Here is an 18316-nt window from a genome sequence, read left to right as displayed (position 1 = left end):
CCTACTGGGCCTGAATGCGTAATTCAGCACTTGAACGACTGATGTGGCCAAGCAAGTTTTTCACATCGCTGGTTTTCGGTTTAATCAACTTGAAGCGTTTCAATGTGTCAGCAAAATTTGTCAGTAACGACAACGAATGCTCACTGCCTGTTTCTTCATAATGTTGATTAATTAAACCACGTAAGTGTTCAGCAAGAATGGCTTTATCTTCTATCGTCATAACATCAACAAGCTCAGCGTTTACACGGTTGTCAAGGTCGTCGCTATCATCCATAAGATAAGCAAACCCACCCGTCATGCCGGCACCAAAGTTAACGCCTACTGAGCCAAGTACAGCCACTATACCGCCTGTCATGTATTCACAGCCGTTGTCACCAATGCCTTCTACTACGGCAATGGCACCAGAGTTACGTACACCAAAGCGCTCGCCAGCTCGGCCTGCAGCAAAAAGTTTGCCGCCCGTTGCGCCATAAAGACAGGTGTTGCCCATAATTGCACTGTCGTGCGCATCAAATGAAACATTGCGCGGCGGGTGGATAACTAGCTTGCCGCCCGTCATACCTTTACCCACGTAGTCATTTGCATCACCTTCAAGGTGCATATGCAAACCACCTGCGTTCCATACACCGAAACTTTGGCCAGCAGTACCGGTAAGCTCTACTTTTATCGGTGTATCTTCAAAGTCGTGGTTACCGTGATATTTCGCAATTTCGCCCGACAATAATGCACCTACAGAACGGTCGGTATTGCGAACCGCATATTTAAGCGTTACAGACTTGCTGTTAGCTACTGCTTGCTGACCGTCTTTCAGCATTTGTGCATTTAACTCACCTTTATCAACAGGCGTGTTAGTGGTTTCAGAGCAGAACAAGCGTGTGTGTTCACCTGCTTGAGGTTGTGCTAGCAGAGGCGACAAATCTAAGCGATTCTGTTTAGCCGTAATGCCATCAAGCACTTTAAGCAATTCAGTGCGACCTACCAAATCGTCGAATTTCTTAATACCTAAAGAGGCCATTAACTCGCGTACTTCTTGTGCAATAAACTTGAAGTAGTTCATTACCATTTCAGGAAGGCCAATGAAGTGGTCGTCGCGCAGTTTCTGATCTTGCGTTGCAACACCAGTTGCGCAGTTGTTTAAGTGACAAATACGAAGGTATTTACAGCCAAGTGCAACCATTGGGCCTGTACCAAAACCGAAGCTTTCAGCACCTAAGATGCCGGCTTTTACTACGTCTAAGCCCGTTTTCAAACCACCGTCGGTTTGTACGCGCACTTTGTGACGCAAGCCGTTTTCGATAAGCGCTTGCTGCGTTTCAGACAAACCAAGTTCGAACGGGCTACCTGCGTATTTAACCGATGTTAATGGGCTTGCACCTGTACCGCCGTCGTAACCTGAAATAGTGATAAGGTCGGCGTAGGCTTTCGCAACGCCTGTGGCAATGGTGCCTACACCTGGCTCAGACACCAGCTTCACAGAAATAAGCGCCGTTGGGTTAACCTGCTTCAAATCGAAAATTAGCTGAGCTAAATCCTCAATTGAATAGATGTCGTGATGTGGTGGCGGAGAAATAAGGGTTACGCCTGGTACAGAGAAACGCAGTTGCGCGATGTACTTGTTCACCTTATCACCCGGCAGCTGACCACCTTCACCAGGTTTTGCGCCTTGTGCTACTTTAATTTGAATAACGCTAGCGTTAACCAAGTAATGCGGTGTAACACCGAAACGACCAGACGCTACTTGCTTAATCTTTGAGTTTTTCTCAGTACCGAATCGAGACGGGTGTTCACCACCTTCTCCCGAGTTAGACTGGCCACCCAAACGATTCATAGCAATAGCCAACGCTTCATGCGCTTCTGGGCTTAGTGCACCAATAGACATTGCTGCGGTATCAAAGCGCGGGAATAGGTTTTCCGCGGGCTCTACTTCGCTAACATCAACTGGGTCGCAGTCTGGATTTAGCGCAAGCAAATCACGAATATGTGCAGGGGCACGCTCGTTGACTAAGTTTGCATACACCTGATAGTCGTCGTAATTACCCGATACAACCGCTTTTTGTAACGTGCTCACTACGTCTGGGTTGTACGCGTGATACTCGCCACCATGAACGTATTTAAGCAAGCCGCCGTGGTCTACAGACTTACGCTTAAGCCATGCTACACGGTTCAAGTTAACCAGGTCTTGCTGGAAGTCGTCAAAGCCGGCGCCTTGAATGCGCGAGGTAACACCGTTAAAGCAAAGCTGCATCACTTCGTTATTAATACCAATCGCTTCAAACAGCTTAGAGCTTCTGTAGCTTGCAACGGTACTGATGCCCATCTTCGACATGATTTTGTACAGACCTTTATTGATACCCTTACGGTAGTTCAACGTGGCCTGCATTGGCGTGATATCAAGCTCACCTTTTTCGCATAGCTGCTCAATAGTTTCATAAGCAAGGAATGGGTAAACGGCGGTAGCACCTAAACCGATAAGCACGGCAAAGTGATGCGGATCGCGTGCACTTGCGGTTTCAACAACAATGTTGGCATCGCAGCGAAGTGATTTTTCAACTAATCGACGCTGTACGGCGCCAACCGCCATTGCCGCAGGTATCACTAAGCGATTTTGCTTAATATTTCTGTCTGACAAAATAACGAACGCGGCGCGTTTATTTTTCACCAGCATTTCAACTTCATTACACACGCGTTCGATGGCTTTCTTTAAGCCTTCTTGCGGTGCATATTGCAATTCAACAATTTCAGAGTAGTAGTTCTCTGGGTTAAATTCGCGAAGCTGTTTAAGGTCGGTATACATTAAAATTGGCGAGTCGAACAATACGCGGTCAGCGTAACCCGAGGTTTCGCTAAATACGTTCTGTTCTCTACCAATACAGGTTGCCAACGACATTACGTGGTTTTCACGTAGAGGGTCAATTGGCGGGTTCGTTACCTGTGCGAACTGCTGACGGAAATAATCATACACCGTACGCTGGCGCGACGACATTACCGCCATTGGCGTATCGTCACCCATAGAACCTACAGCTTCTTGACCGTCTTTTGCTAATACCTTAACAACTTGCTGAATTTCTTCGTAGCTGTAAGCGTGAAGCTTGTGGTAAACCGCCATGGCATCATCATCGAACACACGCTTACCAATAAGCGATGCATCGAGTTGTTCAATGGGTGTTAGGCGACGAATATGTTTATCTAGCCACTCTTTATAAGGGTGACGCTCTTTTAGGTCATCATCTATTTCGTTCGAACGCCAAATTTTGCCCGTGTAAGTATCAACGGCAAGCATTTCGCCAGGACCAACGCGGCCCTTTTCAATAACATCGATTTCTTGGTAATCCCAAATACCGACTTCTGACGCAAGGGTAATAAAACCATTTTTAGTGATAACGTAGCGAGCAGGGCGTAGGCCGTTTCTATCGAGGTTACACGCAACATGACGACCGTTAGTTAATACGATACCGGCAGGGCCGTCCCACGGCTCCATGTGCATCGAGTTAAACTCGTAAAATGCACGTAAGTCGTCATCCATGGTTTTGTTGTTTTGGTACGCTGGCGGCACTAATAAGCGCATAGCACGGAATAAGTCCATGCCGCCCGCTAGAAACAACTCGAGCATGTTATCTAGCGATGAAGAGTCTGAGCCTTCTGTGTTTACAAAAGGTGCAGCGTCTTTTAAATCTGGAATGAGCGGTGTGGCGAATTTTGCAGCACGCGCCATTGCCCAGTCGCGGTTTCCTTTAATGGTATTAATTTCACCATTGTGTGCAAGGAAGCGGAAAGGCTGGGCTAGCGGCCAGCGTGGCAATGTGTTTGTTGAGAAGCGCTGGTGGAACACACAGATAGCACTTTGCATGCGCTCATCAGCTAGGTCATGGTAAAACGCTGGTAAGTCTTTAGGCATTACCAAGCCTTTGTAAATTGTTACAAGGCCAGATAAGCATGCTACGTAGAAATCAGGATCTTCTTCAAGGCGTTTTTCCGCACGACGTCGAATCATATATAAACGACGTTCTAGGTCGCGTTTACGCCATCCTGCAGGTGCGTTTACAAACACCTGTTCTATTTGTGGAACACCCGTGAGGGCAAGTTCGCCAAGTACTGAGCGGTCGACAGGCACTTCGCGCCAACCCACTACTGACAACGTTTCTTTTTCTAGTTCTTCATTAAGTACTTCACGCGCAGTTTGCGCCAGTACAGGGTCCTGATTTAAGAAAATCATGCCCACGCCGTACTTTTTGCTGAGTTTCCAGCCATTTTCGTCGGCAATTGCATGGAAGAACGCATCCGGTTTTTGCAGCAGTAAACCACAGCCATCACCGGTTTTCCCATCGGCGGCAATACCACCACGATGCTGCATACGGTCAAGGCCGTGTATTGCAGTTGTTACCAATTCGTGACTGGCTTCCCCGTGAGTATGAGCAATTAAGCCAAACCCACAGTTGTCCCGGGAATCATTGGGATTATATAAACTCATCTCTTTACTCCTTCAACCTTTTGACTGGGCAAGGTATGCGTTGCATGTAGATGCGCTGAGGTTTGCGTATCACAACATGGTTAGACGTCTATTGTGCCCAAACGCGTTATTGCGTGTGGCCTGCGCCTTTCTTGTCGTTTATTTATTATTAGAGGATTCCAGTCTTTCCGCATTTTTATGCATTATTGCGATGCGGGCCGTACAAAATACCCACATAAAAATTTAAAATCAATCGCTAAAAGAAGAAGTGATCTAGAGAATTAGTATAACCTCTATTAAATTGTTTTAAATCAAAGTCTTATAATCATTAAATCTATTTTGTAAGCAATATGTTATTAAGTTATTAACGAAAAGATGTGTCCTTTATTAAATGATAATCACTCTCAATAAAAATGTCTTGTTGAATAACTATGCTCTTAATTCGGCGTTTTATGTTGTCAATGGTGGGTTGTGATGTATTTTTATTAAAATGTAAAGAACAGGTTCCATAGATCTTTTAATAATAGCCTGCTGTATAAAATTTGCACTAACGTGAAGCTTTGTGAAGTATTCTAAAAAATAATTATGCACGCAAGCTTCACAAACCACACAAAGTGAAATGCGCCAACTGACTAAAAGGACTTGCACATGGCATCTTCCTACGATGAACATGTTTTTACACCAAGGCAATCAAAACGGCATTTATTCAAAAAATCTTGCCCGCCAGCTTATTGTAAAATAGCAACGCTTGGTGTTGCGTCTTTATCGCCTAGAATAGCGCCACATGACTCTGCAGAATTACTTGCCGATAGTATTCGTTTTGGTGAAATACTTTATATTGCCGAACGTCAAGGCGAATGGGTAAAAGTGATGAGTAAGATATCTGGTTGGGTTCCTGCGAGTAGTATTTATGAAGTCAATGAAAAGCGTTTTGGGTTTTCTATAACTTGAGAGAACGAACGCCTTCAAAGGACTATTCATGCGTTAACCTTCATAAATGAGCACTGATGGCCGTTTGTGAATATCTTAAAGCCTGATAGGATACAAATATATTAGGTTTAAGTTAGACATACATGCATTCAGACTCACCCAATGATTCTTGGGCAATTCGCTTTGCTCAGTTTGTTCAACGCTTTGGCACGCTAAAGCTCAGTATCCTTTTTGTTGTTTTGTCGCTGTTCTTCACGCTTGGCGGTTCTTACGTTATTCGCGTAAGCATGGGTAGCCAAGTGCAACCCGACGACTTTATCAGCGCTGTTGTGCTAACAATGCTCTCAGCGCCTTGGGTACTGTACTTTTTTAGTGAACTTATAAAACAGCTTGAAAATTCACGTACCAACTTAAAAGAAGTGGTAAGTCAGCTTGAAAGCCTGCGCGAAGAAGATGTGTTTTTGAATCGAGAACTGCAAAGCAACATTCGTCAGCTTAACCACGAAATTGAGCAAAGAAAGCAAGCACAGGAAGAGCGTGAAGCCTTATTTAAAGACTTAGAAAAAGAAATTCAAGACAAGTCAGAACAAGAAGCGCAAGCGAGGCGCTTATCAACGCTGCTACGCTCTATTATTGATGCGTCGCCTGACCTTATCTACTACCGCAACGAAGAAGGCCGCTTTGCTGGTTGTAACCGTATAGCGGAGCTTATGACAGGAAAAACCGAGCAGGAGCTTCTTGGACTAACGCCGAAAGACGTTTACGAGGAAGACTTGGCTCGCCAAATTGTAGCTAGTGACCACGAAGTACTAGAAAGCAATGCCAGCATTACCGAGGAATTATGGCTGCGCTTCGCCGACGGCAGACGTCGTTACTTCGAAATGAAGCGAGTACCGTTTTTCGATAAAGAAGGTAACCGTTTAGGACTACTATCGTTTGGTCGTGACATGACCGAACGCAAGCAAGCCGAAAATGCAGCGGCAAAAGCCAGCACGGATAAAACGCGTTTTATTGCTACAATTAGCCACGAGTTAAGAACGCCGCTAAACGGAATTGTTGGGTTAAGCCGCATGCTGCGCGATACCGAATTAAGTGACGAACAATTTAGTTGGGTAAGTACGATTTACGCAAGTGCGATAACGCTGGGCAACATTTTCAACGACATTATCGACCTAGATAAACTAGATCGTGACAAACTTGAGCTAAGCCTTAAAACAGTATCGCTAAAAGACTTTACAGAAGAACTTAGCAGTATTATTCGCTTACTAGCAGCAGATAAACAGCTTGAGCTTAAAACAACCATTAACGAGCCTTTACCGCGTTTAGTGGAAGTAGACGGTACTCGTTTACGCCAAATTCTGTGGAACATCTTGTTTAATGCGGTGAAGTTCACGCAAAAAGGGCACGTTAGTTTATCGGTATCGGCAGCAAAGCCTGATGGCGATAAATCGTATGTCACTTTCATTATTGAAGATACAGGTGTAGGTATACCTGAAAGTGAAATCGACAAGATTTTTGCCATGTATTATCAGGTCGACCACCCCGACCATCAGTCGGCAACAGGCACCGGCATTGGGCTGGCCATTTGTAAGCAAATGGTAGATTTGATGAAAGGTGAAATTCATGTTTCAAGTCGAGTAGGCAAAGGTACCCGCTTTGAAATTGTACTACCAGTGCAAATATCGAATAGCCCAATGAAGGTAGCGCAATTAGAAGTTACAGGCTTAAACATTTTGTTAGTTGAAGATATTGAGCTGAATGTAATGGTGGCAAAAGCCCTGCTTGAAAAGCTAGGTCAAAAGGTTGATGTTGCCATGACAGGTCAAGAAGCAATTGATAAAGCCCGTGCTAATCAATACGACCTAATTTTGCTTGATATACAGCTACCTGACATGACGGGCTTCGACGTAGCAAGCACGCTTATTGAAGAAGACCTTGTTATGCAAACGCCTATTGTTGCGCTTACCGCCAACGTTATTAAGAAACGTGACGAGTACTTAGAAAACGGCATGGACGACGTTATTGCTAAGCCAATCAAAAAGTCCCGTGTTATTGAGGTGTTTAATGAACTGTTCCACGCGCCTCCTGCACCACTTGAGGTAGATGGAGAGCTGGACCGCCCTGAGCCCGACAAAACATTAAGTAACATTTTAGACATGGACTTATTGCAGATGTTAGTGGATACCATAGGGGATGAAATGGTGCGTGCTAGCGTAAAAGTGTTCCAAGAGAAGATGCCAGAGTACATGGAGATTTTGCAGCTAAGCTTAAGTGCTGATGAAAAGTCAGATGTATGCTCTGAGGCGCACAAGATTAAAGGTGCAGCAGGCTCAGTTGGCCTAGCTAGAGTTCAACGCATTGCTAATCAGATTCAACAGGGCGATCACCCAACATGGTGGGAGAACGTTCACGATTGGGTTGAAGAGCTACAGATGGCGGTACAGCACGATATGAAGGCACTTCACGATTGGCTGAACGAACAACAAGTTGATGACTAACGCGAAGCCTTGCGTTACAACTTTCGAAGCTTTTTTAAAAAATTTGAAAAACGCTAGCGAAAAAGAGCAATAGAAAAGGGCGTAAGCCCTTTTTTGTTGTTCACTAAAACAGCGTGACAAAATAGGAGCAAAAATAATGCACAACGAAATGATTTCAGAAGGAAGTGCTACGGTGTTCTCTAATAAACACATTCAAACAAGCGAGTTACCTCGGCTTCAAGAATTAGCGTTAACCCCTATTTCAAGACGCTATCGCATAATCAATCTGTCGGCAATAAGCGCAATTGCACTTGTATTGCTATCAATTGTAACCGCACTTCGCTTTCAACCTTTGTTTGAGCTACCCGAAGATTTGGTGTTTGCTTACCCTTTCATCTGCAGTGTAATTTTCGGCTTGGCATTTTTATGGGCCACCTATCATTTTTTCGCAGACACAAAAATTACTTACGCGGTAAGAGAGCAGGATGTCAGTAAGCAGTCTGGGCTTATCTTTCGAAAGCTTTCTTGCCAACCAATATTACGCGTACAGCATGTTGAGTTGAACCGTGGACCTCTTGAACGTTGGGCGGGTCTAGCATCACTTCAGGTGTTCTCGGCGGGTGGTGAGATGTACACCTTCGAAATACCAGGTTTGGAATTAGAGAAAGCGCAGAAAATCAGGCAGTTCATTCTTGATCATAAAGACGTGAGTGCACGATGATGGATGAACCAGCAGCCGCGTTAGACAATGCAACACCTCAAAGTATTGTAAAGGTAGAAACGGGCGATGAATGGCAGCGCTTATCACTTATTGCTATCGTGTATTTTACCGTACGTAACATTATGGGAATGGCGCAGGGGCTTATTTATCTTATTCCTGCGATGGCGGTAACGTTTAACATTCTAGATAACCTACAGTCGCCAAAAACTTATGCTGCTATTGCGGGTGTGTTGTTACTCACATCGCTTAGCGGCGTTGTAAGCTTTTTTATGTATAAGTTCCGTGTGTACAACCAGCATGTTGAAATTCATAATGGTGTGTTCCAGCGTCGCTATACTAACTTGCCGCTGTGGCGTATACAAAATGTAAAAATAGAACTCCCGTTTTACTACCGTCCCTTCGGTTACGCGCTAGTCGTGTTAGACACTGCAGGCAGTGGTAAAGAAGAAGCTAAAATTGTGGCTGTTCCGCTGTCTTATGCTCACGCATTAAAGAAACGCGTTTTGTTTGAGAAAGAAAACCACAACGCCAATGAGCAAAGCACTGACCCAAATTACATTGTAAATGCAGGCTCGGCAGATGCACTGGCGTCGGTGGACACGGTAAAGCGTGATGATGCAGCTTCACAGTTAGACGAAGACCCCAGCGAGGAAGTATTGAATCGTCGTTCTATTGGCGACATTGTAATTCACGGTGTAACCAATAATCGCGTATGGATTATTTTAGGTGCGGCGGCTCCATTCTACGACGATGTGTTTGGTTTTATCTCTGAATGGTTGGCCGAAAAAGGGCTGCAGTTAAATCAAATTGTGGGCGAACAAACCATAGCATGGTGGCAGTTTGGTCTTTATGCCTTTGTGGTGCTTATGATGATAATGGCAGCCATGGCGCTATTAAGCGTTGGTGGTGCATTGTTTACGTTTTACGGCTATACGTTGTCGCGGTCAAACGATCGTTACATTCGTAGAAGTGGCCTTTTGAATAAGCTAGAAGTAAGCATGCGCGCTTCACGCATTCAAATGATTACTGCAAAGCAAGACTGGCTAGATAAGCTGCTAAAGCGCGTTAATTTGTATTTTGAGCAAAACAGTACCGCAGGGCAGCAAATTCAAGAATTGATGTCGCCAAACAAACTCATCGTGCCCTCAGTAACAGAGGCGGAGTCTGTTGCGTTAAGTCGCGAAGTATTCCCACACTGTAATTTTCAGCAGCAAACCTACAAAAGCATCAGCAAGCGCTTTATTTTGTTTTGGCTTGCTGCAGCTTGGGCAGGGCCCTTCTTGCTTGCATTTGTAGTAGGAGCATTAACAGCGCATTTAGATATTATGCTGATATCTACTGCAGGTTTTTGTTTTGTTAGCTTGGTATTAGTACTTCGATGGTGGCGATGGGGAATTGCGTCTGACAATCGCTATATTTACGTAAGAAGAGGGCGAATAGGTGTGGATTACCTGTGCTTCGAGCCTTACAAGGTGCAGCAGGTAATGATAAAGCAAAGCGTATTTATGAAGCGAAAGAAACTTGCCACGATAAAGTTCGTGTTGGCATCTGGTGCGGTTACGGTACCATTCTTACCGGAGGAGTATGTAAATACACTCGCTGATAGCGTGCTGCATGAAGTAGAGTCTACACGTAAATCGTGGATGTAAACGTGTAGGCTATGCCTACGCACTTACACCAACTTGTAAAGATACTACGCAGCGGTTTCGTCGCGAGCGATAATTTGGTCTTTGCCTGCGTGTTTTGCTTTGTATAAACGCGCATCGGCCACTTCAAGCTGTGATTCCAAACATTTATGCTCTTCGGCACATACCCCAATGCTGCACGTGATATTAAATTTGTGGTGAGTAAATGTAGTGTTGCGCACCGCATCCATAAAGGCAGAAAGCGCGGCTAGATACACTTTAGCAGAGCGCACTGATACGACAGTAAACTCTTCACCGCCATAACGCACAATTAAGTCATCTGGGAAGTAATTTTTTAATAGCGCTGCGAACTCTTGGAGTAATACATCGCCGGTCTTATGACCGAGTGTATCGTTCACATTTTTGAAGTTATCTGCATCAATCATCGACACAATCACTTTGTCGCTTGACGTTTTATTAGCGAAAAGTTCGTCGGCTTTTTCATACAAAAAGCGTCGGTTGTAGACTTTGGTAAGCGGGTCAAGGTTTGCTGAGTCGCGAATGGTTTGAATCATTTCTTGTGATTCTAAGTTTTGCATTACTCGGCAGTAAAACTCTTCGTGATAAAACGGCTTTGAAAGAAAATCGTTAGCACCGCTTTTAATAAACTTCGATGTTAATACACTGTCACCTGTGGCAGACAAGCCAATGAAGATTAAGTCCTGCATACGTCTTTCATGACGAATAGCCTTAACTAATTCATAGCCGTCCATATTCGGCATGCGGTGATCAGCAATCACCATTTTAATATCGCGATGCTGCTCTAATTCCTCAAGGGCTTCAAGACCATCGCTTGCTTGGTGCACTTGAAACTGAAATTTACTTAACAGCGAGCAAATGTGATTTCGACTGGTTTTAGAGTCTTCTACTACTAACACTTTAGTGGTGAGGTTTTTACGAAGTCTATCGACTAGTTTAGACACTTGTAGGTAAGAGTAGCGAGATTCTTTGGTGATGTAATCGAGTACGCCTTGGTCGAGCAGCTGAGCACGAGTGAACTCATCGAAGTTCCCCGTTAACACAATGGTAGGCACGTTGTATGACAACGCAAGCTCTACGCTTTCACCGTTGGGGGCATCAGGAAGATTAAGGTCGACAATAGCAGCAAGGTAGTCAGTACCGCTTTCTAGTGCACTTCTAGCCTCTGCAAGGTCTTCGCAAAGGTCGCATGTGAAATGAGGATTATCCTCAATCAGCTTATTAACTATCTTTCTAACAGTGATACTGTCTTCAACTACGAGAACTTTATACATGCGAACTACTCAATTAGCGTGGGCGCTGATGATAACTAAGAATAGACAAAAAAGCCCTCGTTAAGAGGGCTTTTTATACTTATGTTTAAAGTTGTTCCGGCGGGACCCGAACGTTTCCTTCCATAAGTACACGTGCGCTTCTGCTCATTACTGCTTGGTTGATATTCCACTTGTCGTTCTCAAACGCAGCCTTTGCACCTACGCGAAGTGTGCCAGAAGGGTGTCCAAATGTGACTGATTCTCTGTCTTTTCCGCCCGCGGCCAGGTTGACCAAGGTTCCCGGAATAGCTGCTGCTGCAGCAATAGCGACCGCAGCCGTGCCCATCATGGCGTGGTGCAGTTTGCCCATAGACAGCGCTCGCACTAACACATCAATATCTGAACCCAGCACGTCTTTTCCGCTAGAGGCTTTATAGCCCGTTGGCGGGGCAATGAACGCGACCTTAGGAGTATGCTGGCGATTTACGGCTTCGCTTACATCATTAATCAAGCCCATTTGAACCGCACCATGCGCACGAATAGCTTCGAATTTAGCCAAAGCTTCAGAATCGCTGTTTATGTCGTCTTGTAGTTCAGTACCGTTGTAGCCAATGTCTTCAGCGTTAATAAAGATGGTAGGAATGCCTGCGTTAATCATGGTTGCCTGAAGTGAGCCAACCCCCGGTACTTCAAGCGTGTCCACCAAGCGGCCTGTTGGGAAAATAGCACCTTCACCATCGGCTGGGTCAACAAAGGCCACTTCAACCTCTGCGGCAGGAAAGGTAACACCATCTAGTTCAAAATTACCTGTCTCTTGTACCTCACCGTTGGTAATAGGCACTTTTGCGATAATGGCTTTATTGATATTGGCTTGCCAAATATTGACGGTGGCAATGCCGTTTTCAGGAATTTTACTTTTATCAACAAGACCATTGCTAATGGCGAAGGCCCCAACAGCTGCGGTTAGATTTCCGCAGTTACCGCTCCAGTCTACAAAAGGTTTGTCGATAGCAACTTGCCCAAACAAATAATCGACATCGTAACCTTCACGCTCACTTTTACTCAAAATCACGGTTTTGCTGGTACTTGAAGTAGCACCGCCCATACCGTCGGTTTGTTTTCCGTAAGGATCGGGGCTGCCGATAACACGCAAAAGCAATGCATCACGCGCTGGGCCAGGCTTTTGCGCTGCTTCTGGTAAATCGGTTAAGTTAAAAAACACACCTTTACTGGTACCGCCACGCATGTAGGTAGCCGGTACTCGAAGTTGTGGCGCATACTTTGTCATGTTTTTTCCTTTCGTCGGTATGAGTGCGTTGAGACTCCGTTGAAACACGCCGTAAATACATCCTTGTAGGCTCTCGGGGCGCGTCCATGCGCCCCGAAGGTTTCAACGTAGCCTCAACGCTCTCTTCAATTAAAAACCATTTTGTTTGGATAGAGGCAAAATGGGTTGCAATTTGAAACACGCTGTGACCACATCCGTGTACGCTCCCCAGCCGCATCCTTGCGGCTGGAGGGTTTCAAATCACAAACAGCTTCCACCCAAAAGTAATAAACTCTTTCGAGAGGGGAGGTCTAAGCCCCGAAGGTTTCGACGAAGCCTTTACACTCTCTCTAAACTAAAAAAGCTAACAAAGATATAGGGGAGAGATGAGTTAGTTTCTGGACTCTCAACTCGCATGGATGCGAGGTGGGAGCCTACAGGGACGTATTTATGGCGTGCCCTGTGGCTAACTTATCTCCCAGCTAAGTTAACTGATGCAATAATGGCTGAGCTTAAGTGGGGGGAGGTGGATCAGATTCAGGGCCTTCAACTCGCAAGGATGCGAGTTGAGAGCCTACAAGGACGTATTCACGGCGTGCCCTGAAACTGATTCACTTCCTCCCACTAAAAGGTCTTCCTAGCACAATCAGTTAGCTTCAGCTTCCAAGAAGTCCTTGGCGAAGCGCTGTAATACGCCGCCTGCGCTGTAAATAGAGACTTCTTCTGCGGTGTCTAAGCGACAGGTTACCGGTACTTCTAGCTGCTCACCGTTTTGACGGTTAACAACTAATGTAAGCGTTGCACCTGGTGAAGGTTCGCCGCTTACGTTGTACGTTTCTGTACCGTCTAGCTCAAGGGTTTTACGCGTTGTGCCTGGTTTAAACTCAAGCGGTAGCACGCCCATACCAATAAGGTTGGTGCGGTGAATACGCTCAAAGCCTTCAGCTACAATGACTTCAACACCGGCAAGACGTACGCCCTTAGCTGCCCAGTCACGTGATGAACCCTGACCGTAGTCAGCGCCTGCAACAATGATCAATGGCTGTCTGCGGTTCATGTAGGTTTCAATAGCTTCCCACATGCGCATTACTTGGCCTTCAGGCTCAACGCGCGCAAGAGAGCCTTGCTTCACTTCTCCGTTTTCAAGCACCATCTCGTTGAACACTTTCGGGTTCGCAAGGGTAGCGCGTTGCGCGGTTAAGTGATCACCACGGTGCGTGGCGTACGAGTTAAAGTCTTCTTCAGGTAAGCCCATTTTGTGAAGGTATTCACCGGCTGCACTGCTGGCTAGAATGGCGTTTGAAGGCGACAAGTGATCGGTAGTGATGTTGTCACCTAAAATAGCCAGCGGACGCATACCTTTCATGGTGCGCTCGGCATCCATTGCGCCTTCCCAATAGGGTGGGCGGCGAATGTAGGTGCTCATTTCACGCCAGTCATAAAGTGGGTTAATGTCTTTGCCGTAGTCAACGCTTAAGTCGAACATTGGCTCGTACACTTTTCTAAAGTGCTCTGGCTTTACTGACTTCGCTACAATTGCATCAATTTCTTCGTCGCTAGGCCAAATGTCTTTAAGCGTTACTGGGTTGCCGTCTTTGTCGGTACCTAATACGTCTTTTTCAATATCAAAGCGAATAGTACCGGCAATAGCGTACGCTACTACTAGTGGCGGCGATGCCAAGAATGCTTGTTTAGCATAAGGATGAATACGGCCGTCGAAGTTACGGTTACCCGACAATACTGCTGTAGAGTAAAGGTCGCGGTCGATGATTTCTTGCTGAATTTTAGGGTCTAGTGCGCCGCTCATGCCGTTACAGGTAGTGCAAGCAAAAGCTACTACGCCAAAACCTAAATCTTCCAACTCGCTCATTAAGTTAGCTTCTTCAAGGTAAAGCTTAACGGCTTTAGAGCCTGGTGCTAGCGAGCTTTTAACCCACGGCTTGCGGGTTAAACCGCGCTGGTTTGCGTTGCGTGCAAGCAGGCCGGCCGCAATAACATTACGCGGATTAGATGTATTGGTACAGCTGGTGATAGCCGCGATAATAACCGCGCCATCTGGCATTTTGCCTTCTTCTTCGTCCCACTTCGCAGCAATACCGCGAGTTTCTAAGTCGCTGGTAGGCAAGCGAGCGTGAGGGTTAGAAGGGCCTGCCATATTACGACCAACGGCAGAAAGGTCGAACGTAAGCACGCGCTCGTATTCTGCTGTTGCTAAGTCATCTGCCCACAAACCAGTGTGCTTGGCGTATTGCTCGACCAATGCAATTTGCTTTTCTTCACGCCCTGTCAGGCGCAAGTAATCAATGGTTTGCTGGTCAATGTAGAACATGGCGGCAGTGGCGCCGTATTCCGGTGTCATGTTCGAAATGGTTGCGCGGTCGCCCAGTGTCAGGTGCGATGCACCTTCACCATAGAATTCAAGATACGCGGAGACTACGCGCTCTTTACGCAAGAATTCAGTTAATGCTAATACGATGTCGGTCGCGGTAATGCCAGGCTGTGGTTTGCCCGTTAGCTCAACACCTACAATATCAGGCAAACGCATGTAAGACGCACGGCCCAGCATGACGCTTTCCGCTTCAAGGCCGCCAACGCCCACAGCAATTACACCAAGTGCATCAACATGCGGCGTGTGGCTGTCGGTACCTACTAGTGTGTCTGGGAAGGCTACGCCATCGCGAGCTTGAATAACCGGTGACATGCGCTCCAAGTTAATCTGGTGCATAATGCCGTTACCCGGAGGGATAACATCCACGTTTTTAAATGCGGTTTTTGTCCAGTTGATAAAGTGGAAACGGTCATCGTTGCGTCGGTCTTCAATAGCGCGGTTCTTTTCAAACGCGTCTTTTTCAAAACCAGCGTGTTCTACCGCTAGCGAGTGATCCACAATCAGCTGCGTTGGAACTACTGGGTTAACCTTGGCCGGATCGCCGCCTTTTGCTGCAATAGCATCGCGAAGCCCCGCTAAGTCTACCAGTGCCGTTTGGCCCAAGATATCGTGGCAAACCACGCGGGCAGGAAACCATGGAAAGTCTAAGTCGCGCTTGCGGTAAATAAGCTGTTTAAGCGAATCAGTTAGCATTTCAGGCGCGCATTTGCGCACTAAGTTTTCGGCCAGTACACGCGACGTATAAGGCAGCTTAGCGTAGGCGCCTGGTTCAATAGCATCTACCGCTTCACGGGTATCGAAAAAATCGATCCCCGCGTTTGGAAGCGGTTTACGGTAATCAATATTCATAAAACCCCAACCTTAATCTTAAGCGCGTTCGCTAATAGCTGGCACTGGGCGTAGATCTTCGCCTGTGTATTCTGCTGATGGACGGATAATACGGTTGTCAGCGCGCTGTTCCATAACATGTGCCGCCCAACCTGTTAGACGAGACATTACGAAAATTGGCGTAAATAGCGGCGTAGGAATGCCCATAAAGTTGTAAGCAGACGCATGGAAGAAATCGGCGTTACAGAATAGCTTCTTCTCGCGCCACATCACTTCTTCACAACGAACAGACACAGAATAAAGCACGTCGTCGCCCACATCGGCAGCTAGTTTCTCAGACCATTGCTTGATAATTTCGTTACGCGGATCTGACTCAGAGTAAATCGCGTGACCAAAGCCCATGATTTTCTCTTTACGCTCAAGCATGCCCATCATTTTTTCTTCAGCATCATCGGCAGACGTAAAGCCTTCAATCATTTCCATAGCGGCTTCGTTAGCGCCACCGTGAAGTGGGCCGCGAAGTGAACCGATAGCACCGGTTACACAAGAATGCATATCAGATAGGGTTGATGCGCAAACACGTGCAGTAAAAGTAGATGCGTTGAATTCATGCTCTGCATAAAGAATTAGCGAAACATGCATTACTTGCTCGTGCAGTTCACGTGGCTTTTCGCCGTGAAGCATGTGAAGGAAGTGACCACCAATTGAATCGTCATCGGTTTCAACGTCTACGCGCACGCCATCGTGCGAGAAGCGGTACCAGTAACAAATGATGCTAGGGAAACATGCCAACATACGATCTGTCACGTCTTGCTGCTCATCGAAGCTGGTTTCCATTTCAAGGTTACCTAGCATTGAACAGCCCGTGCGCAGTACGTCCATTGGGTGGGCATTTTTTGGAATGCGCTCTAGCACTTCTTTTAGTGCTGTTGGAAGGCCGCGCATGCCGCGAAGCTTGGTTTTATAAGCGTCCAGCTCAGACTGGTTAGGTAGCTTGCCCTTAAGAATAAGGTACGCTACTTCTTCAAATTGACAGTTTTGCGCTAAGTCTTTTACGTCGTAACCACGATACGTTAAACCAGAACCTGATTTACCTACGGTTGATAATGCTGTTTTACCTGCAACTTGGCCGCGTAAACCCGCGCCACTTAACTGTTTAGCCATCTTGTTGTCTCCGGTCTTGTGTAATTTGTAAGGTACTTGAAAGTCTGTTTAAAAAAAGCGAAAGACTCAGCTTCGAGCGGGGTGTGAGGCACCATTGGATCGTGAGCGGTGCGCAGGGCGTTACCACGCCGTGAACCCATCCATGGGGGCTCCGCCTCGGCATCCATGCCTCGGAGGGGTAACGCCCAGCGCACCACCCCCACTCTTTCGGTGCCTCGCACCCCACTCGCTCAAAGCTGAGTCGTGTTAATTCTAATTTTTGCCTTGGGCGAATAGTGCATCTAGTTTTTGCTCGTATTCGTGATAGCCAAGATAATCGTAAAGCTCCATGCGTGTTTGCATGCTGTCCACAACGGCTTTTTGGTCACCGTTTTCAAGTATAGATTTGTACACCATTTCTGCTGCTTTATTCATGGCACGGAATGCACTTAATGGGTAAAGCACCATGTCTGCTCCCCATTCGCCAAGCTCTTCTTTGTTCCATAGTTCGGTTTTGCCGAACTCAGTAATGTTGGCAAGGATAGGTACGTCTAATGCTTCTGAGAATGCACGGTAGTGCTCTTCAGTTTGAACTGCTTCTGCAAATATGCCGTCAGCACCTGCTGCTACGTAGGCTTTTGCACGTTCAATGGCTTTGTCTAAACCTTCTTGTGCGAACGCGTCGGTGCGCGCCATAATAAAAAAGTCTGGGTCAGTTCTGGCGTCAACCGCCGCTTTTATGCGGTCCACCATTTCTTCTGTGCTAACAATTTCTTTATTAGGACGGTGGCCACAGCGTTTTTGGGCTACCTGGTCTTCCATATGCACCGCTGCTGCGCCTGCTTTTTCCATATCGCGAATGGTTTTAGCAATGTTAAATGCGCCGCCCCAGCCCGTGTCGATGTCCACCATTAGCGGTAGGTCACAAGCGCTTGTAATACGTTGTACGTCTGCAATTACGTCGTTAAGTGACGTCATACCCAAATCAGGTAGGCCGTATGATGCATTGGCTACGCCGCCACCAGAAAGGTAAATGGCTTGATGACCAATGGCCTTTGCCATCATGGCGGTATAGGCATTAATAGTGCCTACAATTTGTAGAGGTTTATTGTTCTCTAACGCGGTTCTGAATTTCTTTCCTGCACTCATGATAATCACTCGCTTATTTGAAAGTAGGGTAGAGGTGAATTGAATACA

General features: G+C 46.3%; 10 protein-coding genes. 4 read left to right on the top strand and 6 right to left on the bottom strand.

Features of this window, described 5'->3' with window-relative positions:
* Position 1 precedes the first annotated feature (1 nt).
* A complete protein-coding gene (gene gltB / locus V7R35_RS05500; protein ID WP_334013710.1) occupies positions 2 to 4468 on the bottom strand; it encodes a glutamate synthase large subunit in 4467 nt (1488 codons plus the stop codon).
* A 627-nt stretch (positions 4469 to 5095) separates the two neighbouring features.
* Here gltB and V7R35_RS05495 point away from each other — a divergent pair.
* From V7R35_RS05495 to V7R35_RS05480, 4 genes are all read left to right on the top strand, one after another.
* Positions 5096 to 5398 (top strand): hypothetical protein, encoded by a 303-nt coding sequence (locus V7R35_RS05495; RefSeq protein ID WP_334013709.1) that lies wholly within the window; start codon positions 5096 to 5098, stop codon positions 5396 to 5398.
* Between the two features lie 122 nt (positions 5399 to 5520).
* Positions 5521 to 7875 carry an aerobic respiration two-component sensor histidine kinase ArcB gene (gene arcB / locus V7R35_RS05490; protein ID WP_334013708.1) on the top strand — a complete coding sequence of 785 codons (2355 nt, stop codon included), beginning with the start codon at positions 5521 to 5523 and terminating at the stop codon, positions 7873 to 7875.
* A gap of 136 nt (positions 7876 to 8011) precedes the next feature.
* Complete coding sequence (locus V7R35_RS05485) at positions 8012 to 8575, top strand: PH domain-containing protein (RefSeq protein ID WP_334013707.1); 564 nt, start codon at positions 8012 to 8014, stop codon at positions 8573 to 8575.
* Entirely contained in the window at positions 8572 to 10224 is a 1653-nt protein-coding gene (locus V7R35_RS05480; RefSeq protein WP_334013706.1) for a PH domain-containing protein, read from the top strand. The genes V7R35_RS05485 and V7R35_RS05480 overlap by 4 nt, the downstream gene beginning before the upstream one ends.
* A 44-nt stretch (positions 10225 to 10268) precedes the next feature.
* On the opposite strand, the gene V7R35_RS05475 is transcribed toward V7R35_RS05480, so the two are convergent.
* The 5 genes from V7R35_RS05475 to prpB all read right to left on the bottom strand — a co-directional run bounded on the left by V7R35_RS05475 (position 10269) and on the right by prpB (position 18268).
* Positions 10269 to 11513, bottom strand: a complete 1245-nt coding sequence (locus V7R35_RS05475) for a diguanylate cyclase (protein WP_334013705.1) — start codon at positions 11511 to 11513, stop codon at positions 10269 to 10271.
* An 85-nt stretch (positions 11514 to 11598) separates the two neighbouring features.
* The gene (gene prpF, locus V7R35_RS05470; protein ID WP_334013704.1) at positions 11599 to 12780 is read right to left on the bottom strand and encodes a 2-methylaconitate cis-trans isomerase PrpF; all 1182 of its coding nucleotides are present in this window, start codon (positions 12778 to 12780) and stop codon (positions 11599 to 11601) included.
* Positions 12781 to 13405: 625 nt separating this feature from the next.
* Complete coding sequence (gene acnD, locus V7R35_RS05465; protein WP_334013703.1) at positions 13406 to 15997, bottom strand: Fe/S-dependent 2-methylisocitrate dehydratase AcnD; 2592 nt, start codon at positions 15995 to 15997, stop codon at positions 13406 to 13408.
* 18 nt (positions 15998 to 16015) lie between these two features.
* The gene (gene prpC, locus V7R35_RS05460) at positions 16016 to 17140 is read right to left on the bottom strand and encodes a bifunctional 2-methylcitrate synthase/citrate synthase (protein WP_334013702.1); all 1125 of its coding nucleotides are present in this window, start codon (positions 17138 to 17140) and stop codon (positions 16016 to 16018) included.
* Between the two features lie 252 nt (positions 17141 to 17392).
* Positions 17393 to 18268 carry a methylisocitrate lyase gene (prpB, locus tag V7R35_RS05455; RefSeq protein WP_159626627.1) on the bottom strand — a complete coding sequence of 292 codons (876 nt, stop codon included), beginning with the start codon at positions 18266 to 18268 and terminating at the stop codon, positions 17393 to 17395.
* Positions 18269 to 18316 lie beyond the last annotated feature (48 nt).

Source organism: Alteromonas sp. S167 (genome assembly GCF_036864375.1).
GTDB lineage: Bacteria > Pseudomonadota > Gammaproteobacteria > Enterobacterales > Alteromonadaceae > Alteromonas.
This window is presented reverse-complemented; position numbering and strand designations above follow the sequence as displayed.